Source organism: Lysinibacillus sphaericus, from assembly GCF_006864135.1.
Classification (GTDB): domain Bacteria; phylum Bacillota; class Bacilli; order Bacillales_A; family Planococcaceae; genus Lysinibacillus.
The window spans coordinates 58487-71419 of the sequence record NZ_SADV01000016.1 but is presented as its reverse complement, the minus strand read 5'-3'; the positions used below and the strand labels follow the sequence as shown (position 1 = coordinate 71419).

The 12933-nt window shown below is 36.7% G+C and carries 11 protein-coding genes; 10 read left to right on the top strand and 1 reads right to left on the bottom strand.

Annotation, left to right across the window (positions count from 1 at the left end):
• Positions 1-285 precede the first annotated feature (285 nt).
• Positions 286-2031 (top strand): HD-GYP domain-containing protein, encoded by a 1746-nt coding sequence (locus C7Y47_RS16940; RefSeq protein ID WP_255505231.1) that lies wholly within the window; start codon positions 286-288, stop codon positions 2029-2031.
• Positions 2032-2080: 49 nt separating this feature from the next.
• Here C7Y47_RS16940 and C7Y47_RS16935 read toward each other — a convergent pair whose 3' ends face one another.
• Positions 2081-3466 carry a glycine--tRNA ligase gene (locus C7Y47_RS16935; protein ID WP_142509856.1) on the bottom strand — a complete coding sequence of 462 codons (1386 nt, stop codon included), beginning with the start codon at positions 3464-3466 and terminating at the stop codon, positions 2081-2083.
• A gap of 452 nt (positions 3467-3918) precedes the next feature.
• Here C7Y47_RS16935 and C7Y47_RS16930 point away from each other — a divergent pair, with 452 nt between their 5' ends.
• The 9 genes from C7Y47_RS16930 to C7Y47_RS16890 all read left to right on the top strand — a co-directional run bounded on the left by C7Y47_RS16930 (position 3919) and on the right by C7Y47_RS16890 (position 12468).
• Complete coding sequence (locus tag C7Y47_RS16930; RefSeq protein ID WP_142509855.1) at positions 3919-4551, top strand: helix-turn-helix transcriptional regulator; 633 nt, start codon at positions 3919-3921, stop codon at positions 4549-4551.
• Between the two features lie 19 nt (positions 4552-4570).
• The gene (locus tag C7Y47_RS16925) at positions 4571-5383 is read left to right on the top strand and encodes a pyruvate, water dikinase regulatory protein (RefSeq protein WP_142509854.1); all 813 of its coding nucleotides are present in this window, start codon (positions 4571-4573) and stop codon (positions 5381-5383) included.
• A 205-nt stretch (positions 5384-5588) separates the two neighbouring features.
• Positions 5589-7421 (top strand): DNA primase, encoded by a 1833-nt coding sequence (gene dnaG / locus C7Y47_RS16920; protein WP_142509875.1) that lies wholly within the window; start codon positions 5589-5591, stop codon positions 7419-7421.
• Positions 7422-7453: 32 nt separating this feature from the next.
• Entirely contained in the window at positions 7454-8581 is a 1128-nt protein-coding gene (gene rpoD / locus C7Y47_RS16915) for an RNA polymerase sigma factor RpoD (RefSeq protein ID WP_049663796.1), read from the top strand.
• A 304-nt stretch (positions 8582-8885) separates the two neighbouring features.
• Positions 8886-9449 carry a hypothetical protein gene (locus C7Y47_RS16910; protein WP_142509853.1) on the top strand — a complete coding sequence of 188 codons (564 nt, stop codon included), beginning with the start codon at positions 8886-8888 and terminating at the stop codon, positions 9447-9449.
• 434 nt (positions 9450-9883) lie between these two features.
• Positions 9884-10231 carry a c-type cytochrome gene (locus C7Y47_RS16905; RefSeq protein WP_132356812.1) on the top strand — a complete coding sequence of 116 codons (348 nt, stop codon included), beginning with the start codon at positions 9884-9886 and terminating at the stop codon, positions 10229-10231.
• A 181-nt stretch (positions 10232-10412) separates the two neighbouring features.
• The gene (locus tag C7Y47_RS16900; RefSeq protein ID WP_132356811.1) at positions 10413-11105 is read left to right on the top strand and encodes a tRNA (adenine(22)-N(1))-methyltransferase; all 693 of its coding nucleotides are present in this window, start codon (positions 10413-10415) and stop codon (positions 11103-11105) included.
• 1 nt (position 11106) lies between these two features.
• The gene (locus tag C7Y47_RS16895) at positions 11107-12228 is read left to right on the top strand and encodes a Nif3-like dinuclear metal center hexameric protein (protein ID WP_142509852.1); all 1122 of its coding nucleotides are present in this window, start codon (positions 11107-11109) and stop codon (positions 12226-12228) included.
• A gap of 15 nt (positions 12229-12243) precedes the next feature.
• Positions 12244-12468: a hypothetical protein gene (locus tag C7Y47_RS16890; RefSeq protein WP_142509851.1), complete on the top strand. Its 225-nt coding sequence runs from the start codon at positions 12244-12246 to the stop codon at positions 12466-12468.
• Positions 12469-12933: the final 465 nt, after the last annotated feature.

Below are 12933 nucleotides of genomic sequence, written 5' to 3'. Positions count from 1 at the left end.
TATTGTTGTTAATAGCTGTTGTTAAAAGAATAAGTTAGATATAAATTACTAATTTTGGGATGGTTTTTAACATAAACATAGTAGTAACTATTCATTTGTATACCATAAACTAGTTGAAAAGGCATTTTAATCTATGATATTGTAAATAATATAGATGATATTTAACTTCTTTCAACGCAAGTCCAAACATCCGTTGAAAGAAGTTAAAGCCTCCAGACGCAATTATGTCGAGGCATAATTGATGAACAACGCAGTCTATCGAAGAAGGAGGGAGTCACATGATGCTTGAATATTGCATATGTGGCAGAAAATATGCTAAGAAAAGTGACGTTAAGTATTGATGAAGTTGAAGCCAATGATATTTTAGCTGAAGATATTTTTTCTGATTATCGTTTACTCGCTAAAAAAGATTTAGTTTTAACGGAACGAATTATTGCTTTACTTAAGCTTAGAAAAGTAGACGAACTATCTGTCTATTTACCAACTAATTCAGTCCGAATTGTTCATGATTTAAGTATGCAGCATACAAGGGATTGCTGGGATATATTTGCACCACTTATCGATAAAAAGGATGAGGTAGATGAGTATAAAGATAAGGTGAATAACCTTTTTATGACTACATTAGAGAATGTTGTGCATGAATTGCGCTATGGTCAAATTTTAAAAAGTATCCAAGATACTACTTATGTACAAGGTGTTTTTGAACAAATTTTAGAAAAAAAACATCGCTATGAATTACTTATGCGATTAAAGGAATGGGATGAGTATTCTTTTGTTCATTCATTTGATGTTTTCGTTTTAGGTACTATCTTTGCACGTTATTTAGGTTTAACGGATATTGTAACGCTAGCAAGGGGCTATTTGTTCCATGATATTGGGAAGGTGTTTATCCCGCAAGAAATATTAAATTTAAAACGAAAATTATCAGAAGATGAGTTTGACATTGTTAAAACTCATACGACTAAAGGTTACGAGTTGCTCATAGAAAATGGGGAAGAGGATATTGCCTATTTAGCACGTAATCATCATGAACGCTTTGCCGGTAAAGGTTATCCGAATCAGCTTTGTGAGGATGATATGTGTGTGGGAGTTCAATTACTGCAAATAATAGATGTTTATTCAGCTATGACATCAAAGCGTGTATATCATTCGGGATATGCTGCAACAGATGCATTAGCTGTTTTATATCGTGATCGACATTTATATAACGAGAAATTTATGCACAAATTTGTAGAGTGCTTAAGGATTTATCCTGTCAACTCGGTCGTTCAATTATCTGATAATCGAAGTGCACAAGTAGAACTTGTCTATGATTTATTCCCAACATTACCTAAAGTTAAGTTGTTGGATGAACAAAAGTCAATGATTTTACCTTTAAATTATAATGTGAAAATTGCGAAAATGATTGATTATCGTGCTAACAGCTTTGAAGAAATTTTTAATTTATTTATAGAACAATTAATTCGTTGTGACGAAAATGGCTTAAGAGTCTACTTCAATAAATTAATAGATCATTTACATCCTAAAGAAATTATTTTAAAAATATTTTTACCTGCCTTTCGAATTCTACGTTTATTAACAAGGGAAATTCAAATAGATTTGAAAAAATATAGGAACTCTATTACTATATTAAAGAAACTATTAGAAGAGCAATTACATATATTGTATATGGATTATCAGCATGAGAAAACAACAGTATTAGTTGTGGAAACTTCACTACGTGAAAATTTCTTCATAAAACTTGTGCAAAGTATTTTGTATATTGACAAAATTGTGCCGTTCTTTATTAATCCAGATGATGATCAGAGCATTACGCAATTAATGGAACATTGTAACGTAAATGTAGCTTACTTTATTGGGGAAGAGCTGACAGTTGATAAGAGAGTTCGCCCGATGCGAGAAGGAACATTCCTTTTTTATTCGCTTGTAGATATTGAGGAACTACTTATAAGCTTAGTAGGCATGAATATGAAAAGGTTTTCATTTGAGGAGAAGATGCAAGAGCGCTTGTTTTCATTATTAAAGACATAATAAGAGGGAGTCGCTAAAATGCGACTCCCTCTTTATAAACTGATGAATTTTAGAATTGAAGATGTTTTTCGATGTATGCTTTAACATCTGTAATTGGCATACGAACTTGAGCCATTGAATCGCGATGACGCACTGTAACTTGACCATCCTCTTTTGAGTCAAAATCGTAAGTGATACAGAATGGTGTACCAATTTCATCTTGACGACGGTAACGTTTACCGATTGATTGTGACTCGTCAAAGTCAACTGGGAAAGATTTACGAAGCTCTGCCCAAACATCTGTAGCTTCATCCGAAAGTTTTTTAGAAAGTGGTAGGACCGCAGCTTTAAATGGTGCTAGAGCAGGGTGGAAGCGTAAAACTGTACGCTTATCATCGCCTTCAAGCTCTTCCTCGTCATAAGCATCGCAAAGGAATGCTAATGTTACACGGTCTGCACCTAAAGAAGGCTCGATACAATATGGAACATAACGTTCGTTTGATACTGGGTCAATGTAAGTGAAATCTTCACCAGAATGCTCCATATGCTGTTTTAAATCGAAATCTGTGCGATCCGCTACGCCCCATAGTTCGCCCCAACCGAATGGGAATTTAAATTCAATATCAGTTGTAGCATTTGAGTAGTGAGACAATTCGTCGTCTTCATGATCACGAAGACGCATAGAATCTTCCTTCATGCCTAAATTTAATAACCAATTTTTACAAAATTCTTTCCAATATGCGTGCCATTCAAGGTCCTCGCCAGGCTTACAGAAAAATTCAAGTTCCATTTGTTCAAATTCACGTGTGCGGAAAGTGAAGTTACCTGGTGTAATTTCGTTACGGAATGATTTACCGATTTGAGCAATACCGAATGGTGTACGTTTACGCATTGAACGTTGTACGTTTTTAAAGTTCACGAATATACCTTGTGCTGTTTCTGGGCGTAAATAAATTTCATTAGTAGAAGATTCTGTTACACCTTGGAATGTTTTAAACATTAAATTAAATTGACGAATATCTGTAAAATCAGCTTTACCACAATCCGGGCACACTACGTCATACTTAATCATCGTTTCTTTCATTTGATCAAATGTCATACCATCGACAATGATTTCATCGCCTTTTGCTAGCGCAGCGTCCTCGATGATTTTGTCAGCACGATGGCGCGCTTTACATGCTTTACAATCAATCATTGGGTCATTAAAGTTGCCAACGTGACCAGAAGCAACCCAAGCTTTTGGGTTCATTAAAATTGCTGCATCTATTCCAACATTGTGCTCTGATTCTTGGACAAATTTTTGCCACCACGCTTTTTTAACATTGTTTTTTAATTCAACACCTAGTGGACCGTAATCCCAAGTGTTTGCTAAGCCTCCGTAGATTTCAGAACCAGGGAAGACAAAGCCGCGATGCTTCGCTAAAGATACGATTGTTTCCATTGATTTGTTTGCCATAAAAAATAGCCTCCTTCATAATTTTCACAGAGTGAACATTGATTTTGTTTTAGCGAATTTATACAATTCGCTAGAGATTTTTTTAATTTAGGTAGGACTAAATTAAAAATAGCACCCGTCTCCGGGCACAATGAATGCCCAGGGACGAGTGCTAAAACCCGCGGTTCCACCCTGATTGTTTTAAACGCGTTGTTTAAAACCTCTTTTCAAAAAAGTTAGCTCAAGGAGTGCCTTTTCTCTGCTACTATGTAGACTTTCACCATCTTCTACTCGCTTTAAAGTGGAACAGATACTTTTTTCCCATCATCGCCTATAAAACGCAAATCGCTCGAAAATACATTTAGAGCAAGCGTATGTGTCAATATTGTAGCATGTAGTTCTTTTCTTCGCAATAATTATTAAAATAGTATATAATAATTGAGCATAAGTATAACACTATTAGATTTGAGGCGGTGAGTCCAATCGAACTCAATAAACGTCAGGAAGACATTTTACAAATTGTGAAAGAAAACGGCCCAATCACAGGCGAACATATTGCAGAACGTCTCAATCTGACAAGAGCAACTTTAAGACCAGATTTAGCAATACTCACAATGGCGGGCTTTTTAGATGCTAGACCTCGTGTTGGCTATTTCTATTCAGGTAAAAAAACATCCGTTACATTGACGGATAGTATTAACAATTTAAAAGTGAAAGATTTCCATTCAGGACCAGTTGTTGTACCGGAAACAATGACTGTTTACGATGCGATTTGCTTCATGTTTTCAGAGGATGTTGGAACACTCTTTGTCGTAGATAAAAATGAGTTTTTGACAGGAGTACTTTCTCGAAAAGATTTACTACGAACAAGTATTGGCACGCAGGATTTAAACAAAATTCCTGTACATATAATTATGACACGAATGCCAAATATTTCGTACTGTGAGAGAGCAGATTCTTTAGTTGTTGCAGCGAATAAACTAATTGAACGAGAAGTTGATTCGCTACCAGTAGTAGAGCCACAAGAAGGTGGTTTGAAAATCGTTGGTCGTCTTACAAAAACGACGATTACACGAGCTTTCTTATCACTGGCACAGAATGACTAAATATTTGAAGGAGAGCAGCATGAAAAGACTACGGGTTTTTGTTGTATCTGATTCAGTCGGTGAAACTGGTGATCAAGTCGCGAAAGCGGTTATTAGCCAGTTTCGACCTAGTTTGGAAAACACAGTAATTCGCCGTTTTCCTCATATACAATCAGAGGAGCTCATTCGGAAAATTGTATGCCTTGCAGCGAAACAGAATGCTTTTATTGTGTATACGCTTGTTCGCCAGGAGATGCGATCGTTATTACATGAACTGTGTGAGCAAGAAAATGTCTATGCTGTCGACATCTTAGGGCCTGCTTTAAAAACAATGACAACATTTGTGGAAGAATTCCCATTAGAAGCACCAGGAATTGTTCACCAGCTAGATGATGATTATTTTAAAAAAATAGAGGCTATTGAATTTGCAGTAAAATATGATGATGGTAGAGATCCACGTGGTCTTTTACAGGCTGATATTGTGTTAGTCGGTGTTTCACGTACCTCTAAAACACCGTTATCACAATATTTAGCACATAAACGCTATAAGGTGGCGAACGTACCTTTAGTACCAGAAGTGGAGCCACCAGAAGAACTATTACAAATTGATCCGAAAAAATGTTTTGGTTTAATTATTTCTCCTGATAAATTAAACTCAATTAGAAAAGAGAGACTAATGTCTCTTGGCTTGAATGATGATGCTATCTATGCGCAGCATAATCGAATATTAGAAGAAATCCAACATTTTGAAAAAATTGTCGCTAAAATCGGTTGTAAGGTTATTGATGTGACAAACAAAGCTGTTGAGGAAACAGCGAACGTCATTATTGAGCATATCTTGAACTGTAAATAAAAAACGGATGATGATAAACCACCTCATGTGAGAGGCGGTTTTTTTGAGTCCATTTTGAAAATAGTATAGATAAAAATTAATTTTTGTTTTATAATAATAAAATTGTGGTAAAAATATTTATTAAGAGAAAAATCCTATTTTTTTGTCGAGAAATAAAGGATTTTTAAATCGGATAGCGAATTGTGTTTTAGAACGTAATTTAAAGATGGTGATGGATTTGGCAGGGAAGATTCCTGAAGAAGTGATTGAACAGATTCGTTCACAATCGGAGATTGTTGATGTCATAAGCGAATACATGCAGCTTACAAAGCGTGGGCGCAATTGGTTTGGGCTCTGTCCATTTCATGGAGAACAAACGCCATCTTTTTCTGTGTCATCAGACAAACAAATTTTCCATTGCTTTGGTTGTGGTGCAGGCGGTAATGCTATTACTTTTGTTATGGATATAGAAGGTATTTCTTTTCCTGACGCTGTCGTGAAACTTGGTGAACGTGTTGGCATACAGTTAGATATTGGGCCAAGTTTACCTGAAGTAACGAAAAAGGTATCTAAAGCGGAAGAAAGGATGAAAGAAGCTCACGCTTTTGCAGCAGATTTTTTTCATCATTTACTGTTAAATACCGAAGATGGTGAAGAACCTTTAAATTATTTGCTAGAAAGAGGATTTACAAGGGAACTTATAGAATCTAATAGCATTGGATGGTCTCTCCCAAGCTTTGATGCATTAACGATATTGCTTGAAAGAAAAGGTTATAATTTACAAGAAATCGCGGAAAGTGGTTTAGTAATCAAGCGTGAAGGGGAAGAACGCTATTTTGATCGTTTTAGAGGGCGTATTATGTTTCCCATTCGTGATGAGAACGGAAAGATTATAGCATTCTCAGGACGAATCCTTACATCTACTGGTGAAGAGGCAAAATATTTAAATAGTCCAGAATCACCAATTTTTCAAAAGAGTGAAGTGCTATATAACCTAGATAAAGCACGAACCTCGATTAGAAAAAATCGTCAAGTAGTATTGATGGAAGGATTTATGGATGTTTTAGCAGCAACCTCTGTGGGTGTAACGAATGCTGTAGCAACAATGGGTACTTCGCTTACGAATCAGCATATCACAAAGCTAAAGCGCTTAGTAGAGCAGATTACCATTTGCTATGACGGTGATAATGCTGGGTTTGATGCGGCGAAAAGAGCAGCACAGTTACTTCAAACGGAACGTATGAAAGTCAATATTGCGGTGTTACCAGATAAGCTAGATCCCGATGAATACATTCGTAGTTTAGGTGGACAAGCATTTAAAGAACAAATTTTGGAAAACCCTCATGCGTATATTGCTTTTATGATGATGCATGCTAGACGAAATAAGAACTTTCAGTTTGAAAATGATACGCTTCAATATATTCAAGAAGTTCTTGAACAACTGGTAGGTAGATCATCACCAGTTGAACGAGATTTGTATATAAGACAGCTATCGAAAGAAACAAACATCTCGGAAGAAGCGATTTATGCTCAATTCCGAAAGCTAGAAGCCAATCAGGTTCGTTCTGCAAAAGTAGAAATGCCTGTTCAAACGCCTTCGATGCCGGTCACTCAGCAACATAAGCCTATGGACGCAGCTGAACGTGCCGAACGTTTATTACTGGCTCATATGCTTCATAATATAGATGTAGTGGACAGGGTATTACGTAGTGAGCAAAAAGATCCATTTGTACGAGATGCTTATATGGCAGTTTTTGTTCGCTTAGTAGGATTTTATGAGGAATATGGTCATCCTGATTATCAACGTTTTGTTGAGATATTAGATGACGCTGAATTACGCAAGATTGTAATGGAAGCAGCTTTAGCGGAAAGAGATCCCGACCAAGCAGATGCAGAGGTCACAGACTCAATACGTCAGCTGCAAAAATATAGAATTGAGCAAGAAATTCAACAAAAGATGCATGAGTCAAAGGAAGCGGAGAAGATGCATGAGTATGCGCGTGCACTTGAAATCGCCCAACAGATTATTCATTTAAGAAAATCGTTATCGGCGATTTAACCCGATTCGGTTGTTTAGAAGGAGGAAGGTTTATGGCGGACAAGTCAGAACGTTCAAAAGAGGTAGAAGTAGAAATTACATTAGATGAAGCAAAAAAAATACTACAAGAAAAAGCAAAAACAGAAGGTGAAATTTCTATGAAAGAAATTTCAGAGAAACTAGCGCCTTATGAATTGGAGAACGAAGAGATTTTCCACTTTGCTGAGGATCTTGAAAAGGCTAAAGACATTCAAATCATTGGAAAAGAAGAGTTTGAAGAAGAAAGCTTAATGAAAGAAGAAGCAAACGAAGAGACTTTTGATTTAAATGATTTGAGTGTACCACCAGGTGTTAAAATAAATGACCCTGTACGTATGTATTTAAAAGAAATTGGTCGAGTTGATTTACTTTCTGCCGAGCAAGAAATTGCCTTAGCTGAGCGTATTGAGCAAGGTGACGAAGAAGCACGTAAACGCCTAGCTGAAGCGAACTTACGTCTTGTTGTATCGATTGCAAAGCGCTATGTTGGCCGTGGAATGCTATTCCTTGATTTAATTCAAGAGGGGAATATGGGTCTTATCAAGGCAGTTGAGAAATTTGACTACCGTAAAGGTTTTAAATTTTCCACGTATGCAACATGGTGGATTCGCCAAGCGATTACACGTGCAATTGCGGACCAAGCACGTACAATTCGTATTCCAGTGCATATGGTAGAAACAATTAATAAATTAATTCGTGTACAACGCCAATTACTACAAGACTTAGGTCGCGAGCCATCTCCAGAAGAAATTGGTGAGGAGATGGATTTAACACCTGAAAAAGTACGTGAAATTTTAAAAATTGCACAAGAACCAGTATCTCTTGAAACACCAATTGGAGAAGAAGATGATTCACATTTAGGAGACTTTATTGAGGATTCAGAAGCTCAATCTCCATCTGACCATGCAGCTTATGAATTGTTAAAAGAGCAATTAGAGGATGTGCTAGATACATTAACTGACCGTGAAGAAAATGTCCTTCGCTTACGTTTCGGTTTAGATGATGGTCGCACACGTACATTAGAAGAGGTAGGGAAGGTATTTGGTGTAACACGTGAACGTATTCGCCAAATTGAAGCTAAGGCTCTTAGAAAGCTACGTCACCCTTCTCGCAGCAAACGTTTAAAAGACTTCTTAGAATAAAGATAAAAAGTTGGGCTATCTAATTAGTAATGACTAATTGGATAGCCCTTTTTTAAGCCTATTATTATATTCGCATGAAATAGGAGAATACCTGTGAACGTGAAGTAAATACCCGCGCAAAATTTTCATCATTTTCCCTAGAACATACTAAACATAGTAAATATTTTTTCGATAAATGTTATAGCGAGTAATTAGAATGAGTGAATCTTGATTATTTTTGCTACTTTATACAGATGTGTTATTAACAATTTTAAGATAAAATTGTAATAACAACCATTATTAAGCAATGTTTGGAGTATACACTATGACAAATCCTCGAAAAAAAATAATTTTGAATGAGATTTTGTTTTGGAAGCAAAATAAACTATTACCAGAGCATTACTGTGATTTTTTAGCGGCTCTATATGCAGAGGGGTCAGATATAGAGGAGTTAGAACCAATACATCATAAACAGGCTATATTACCTTCAGAAAAGAGAAGGCTGCTACTTATAATTGCAGGTATATGTATTGCAATGATTACGTTGCTGTCTATTTATTTTACAATATCTTCTTTAATGATAATTTTAACGGTTGTAGTTGGCATAGCTGCGGTGATATTATTTTTGACGGCATTTCGAATGGCAAGAAAAAAGGATCTTTTAGCCCCTATTTTCCATTTATTAGGTGCTGTTTTATTATTTAGTATGTCTATTCGAATTTACACTACATATTTTAATGGCAATAATATTGCATTATTTTGCTTGATTGCAGCAAACTGCGGGGTTTGGCTTTGGTCAGGTTTAAAAATGAAGCTACTTTATTTTACGGTCTCAGGTGTCCTAGGTTTACTGGCATTGATTAGCTATTATATCATAAACTTATTATAGGAACTCATTTTGTAAAATAGTTTCGCTGACAAAGACAAGAATCTGTTTGCTTTCCAATAGCTAACGGATTCTTTTTTGTTTTAAAATTGTGACTGTAATTGAGCCTACACTCTGTTGGTGAAGACTATAATCGTATAGCTTATTTAGCTAATGGATTATTACATAAAGAACTTTGGTTTTCTTGGTATATGACTGTGCAAAGAGAGGAAAGATAACAGCGTGTAAGGAAGTCGTTCAAAAGATAATGGATAGTCCAAATATTGGGGATTTCAAGACATATTTTATCCAATAGTTACAGAAATGTCGAAATTGTTACAAACAAAGGAAAACTTAGCGAATAGGCTTTTCGTTTTATGGTTAATGAAGTACAATATTAGATGTTGACTGATTCTATATTATCATAGAAGTAGATTTACAATGAGGAGGGGAAACATATGAAAAACAATCCAGTCGTTCCTTACATCTTAATTTTAGCATTTGGTATTGGTCTTATTTTCTTTATGTCTTTAATGGGCGCAGAGAACAAAAAGGAAATCACTGCTGAAAAAGAGGGTGGTGGCGAAAAAACAGAAGCTACTGATGACTCTGCATTAGTACAATCTTGTGTTAGTTGTCATGGTACTGACTTAACTGGTGGTATGGGTCCAAATCTACACGGCAAAGATGAAGCTCGTATCGTAGATGTTTTAACAAACGGAATCCCAGGAACTCCAATGACGCCTGGTATGAAAAACGAAGCGGAAGCGAAAGCAATCGCTAAGTACATTTCAACTCTAAAATAGTCTAAAAAAGTAGCTGTACTGAAAGCGTTTAATCGTAATCGGTACAGCTACAATTTATTTATTTCCATTTCAGTTAATGAAAAATGGAGTTGCTCAAAATTTGAGTCAACTCCATTTGTTTTTTTTCACGACATCATACATACTAAGAAAGAACACTATTTAAGACAGGCGGTAAAAATAAATGAACGCACAAAAATTATCAAAGCGATTAGAAACAGTAGCAAAATATGTACCCTCTGGTGCAGTTGTAGCCGATATTGGTAGCGACCATGCATATTTGCCATGCTACTTAATTCATAAAGGTATTGCTTCTTACGCAATAGCAGGGGAAGTTGTGAAAGGACCATTTGAATCAGCAGTTGGACAAGTGCAAAAAGAAGGCTTAACAGAAAAAATTACAGTACGGCTCGCGAATGGCTTAGCGGCTGTTGAAGAAGCTGACCATGTAGATACAGTTACGATTGCTGGAATGGGTGGACCTCTTATTGTTTCCATTTTGGAGAAGCATCCTGAAAAATTGCAAGGGGTAACAAGGCTTATTTTGCAACCAAATATTCATGCTAAAGTGATTCGCGAATGGGCATTAGCAAATAATTGGTCAATCCAGGACGAAGAAATTTTAGAGGAAGACGAAAAAATTTATGAAATTCTTGTTTTGCAAAGAAGCACAATGACGTTATCGGAACCGGAAATTTTATTTGGTCCGAAATTAATGCAACGAAAATCACCATCATTTATAAAAAAATGGTCACGTGAAAAAGAAAATTGGCAGCGTGTATTAAAGTCCATTGAAGGGGCAGATCAAACACCTGAAATTGAAGAAAAACGTGCAGAGTTAGTAGCTCTACTCAATTTAGTGGAAGGGGTTCTATGAGATGAAAACAGTTAACGGTCAGGAAATTATACAATTGTTCGAATCATGGTCGCCTAAAAAACTAGCATGTATGGAAAATGACCCAATTGGTCTTGCGATCGGTACATTAAATAAACCTGTTAGTAAAGTATTGGTCACATTAGATGTTAATGAAGCAGTTGCTGAGGAAGCTATTGCACAAGGATGTGAGCTAATAATAGCGCATCATCCTCCGATTTTTAGACGACTTTCGAATATTCGTACGGACAATCCAGCTGGGCGTTTATATGAAAAGCTACTAAAAAATGATATTGCCGTTTATGCTGCACATACGAATTTAGATGTAGCTGAAGGCGGTGTTAACGATTTACTAGCGGATGCTCTACAGCTTGAAAACCGTTCTATTTTAGAAGAAACATATGCGGAGAATATGTTGAAGCTAGCAGTTTTTATACCGACTACAAATGCCAATGATTTACGTGAGGCATTAGCAAAAGCAGGAGCAGGTCGTATTGGAGATTATGAAGCGTGTAGCTATACTACATTAGGAGAAGGGCGTTTCCGTGCACTAGAAGGTGCAAATCCACATGTGGGTTCTATTGGTGAATTACATGTTGAAGAAGAAGTGAAGGTAGAAGTTGTATTTCCGGAATCTATAAAAAATCGTCTATTAAAGGCAATGTTAAACGCACATCCATATGAAGAACCAGCTTATGATATCATTCGCTTAGACCAGCAAACGAATGTAATGGGCTTAGGACGAGTTGGTTACTTACCACAAGAAATGACTCTTCATGAATTTACGCAATTCGTCAAACAGCAGCTAGACGTACCCGCTGTCCGCGTTGTTGGTGATTTACAGTCGAAGGTGAAAAAAATTGCGCTTGTCGGTGGCGACGGCAATAAATATATCTATTCTGCGAAACGTGCTGGCGCAGATGTATTTTTAACAGGAGATATGTATTTCCATACTGCACAGGACGCTCAAGCAATTGGTCTACAAATCGTAGATCCAGGACATCATGTGGAGAAAGTGATGATTGCAGGAGTAGCTAACAAGATGGCAAGAATGTGTGAGGATAAAAAATACTCTGTTGAATTTGTACAATCTACTATTCATACAGAACCGTTTTTATTCGTGTAAGAGAGGGGAATATCTATGGCGAATGAAAGACCTGCCGGCAATAAGGCCGGCAAGTTATGGATGATGGTTGGTTTGCTGATTGCTGTGTTTGGGATAGGTTTGACATTGATGACGAATACGATGAATGCCAGAAAAATTGATACTATGACAGAGCAATGCGAAAAAGACGGTGGAGAAGCCATCGTCTCAAAGGAAAAGAATTTTCTATCAACAAACTATTCATTTAAATGTAAACAGTAATAATAACAAGGCTGAATTATCGTACTAAATATAATTCAGTCTTTTTGTGTTGTTGAAAAACTATTGTATCAAAGAAATTAAGGTGTCCTATTAAATAAAGTATGATTTTCGGCAAAAATAGCGGCTGATTTCCGTTCCAGCTGGGCGCTTTGTTGCTGTCGCTTTGCTTTCGCACAGATAAAACATTTGTAGCTGTCGCTTTGCTTTCGCTACAGAAAACATTTGCCGTTAACGCTTCGCTTTTGCGCAGAGCAGAGCTTCCTGGGGCGTCCGGTGAGCCGCTTGGGGCAACAGATGATTTTTGTGCGAAAGCGTAGTGTAACGTAGCGGCAGCAACAGATGATTTTTGTGCGAAAGCGTAGTGTAACATAGCGGCAGCAACAGGATGTTGGTCACTTTTATAGTATAAAAAATGGGTGAAATTTATAAAAGTTCTACGCTTGTTTGAAGTAGCCGGGAAAGTAA

Excerpts from the sequence above, each read along its gene's own strand:
- C7Y47_RS16935 (WP_142509856.1), bottom strand. The coding sequence starts at position 3,466 with ATGGCAAACAAATCAATGGAAACAATCGTATCTTTAGCGAAGCATCGC.
- C7Y47_RS16925 (WP_142509854.1), top strand. The coding sequence starts at position 4,571 with ATGAAAAGACTACGGGTTTTTGTTGTATCTGATTCAGTCGGTGAAACT.
- dnaG (WP_142509875.1), top strand. The coding sequence starts at position 5,589 with ATGGTGATGGATTTGGCAGGGAAGATTCCTGAAGAAGTGATTGAACAG.
- rpoD (WP_049663796.1), top strand. The coding sequence starts at position 7,454 with ATGGCGGACAAGTCAGAACGTTCAAAAGAGGTAGAAGTAGAAATTACA.
- C7Y47_RS16910 (WP_142509853.1), top strand. The coding sequence starts at position 8,886 with ATGACAAATCCTCGAAAAAAAATAATTTTGAATGAGATTTTGTTTTGG.
- C7Y47_RS16905 (WP_132356812.1), top strand. The coding sequence starts at position 9,884 with ATGAAAAACAATCCAGTCGTTCCTTACATCTTAATTTTAGCATTTGGT.
- C7Y47_RS16900 (WP_132356811.1), top strand. The coding sequence starts at position 10,413 with ATGAACGCACAAAAATTATCAAAGCGATTAGAAACAGTAGCAAAATAT.
- C7Y47_RS16895 (WP_142509852.1), top strand. The coding sequence starts at position 11,107 with ATGAAAACAGTTAACGGTCAGGAAATTATACAATTGTTCGAATCATGG.
- C7Y47_RS16890 (WP_142509851.1), top strand. The coding sequence starts at position 12,244 with ATGGCGAATGAAAGACCTGCCGGCAATAAGGCCGGCAAGTTATGGATG.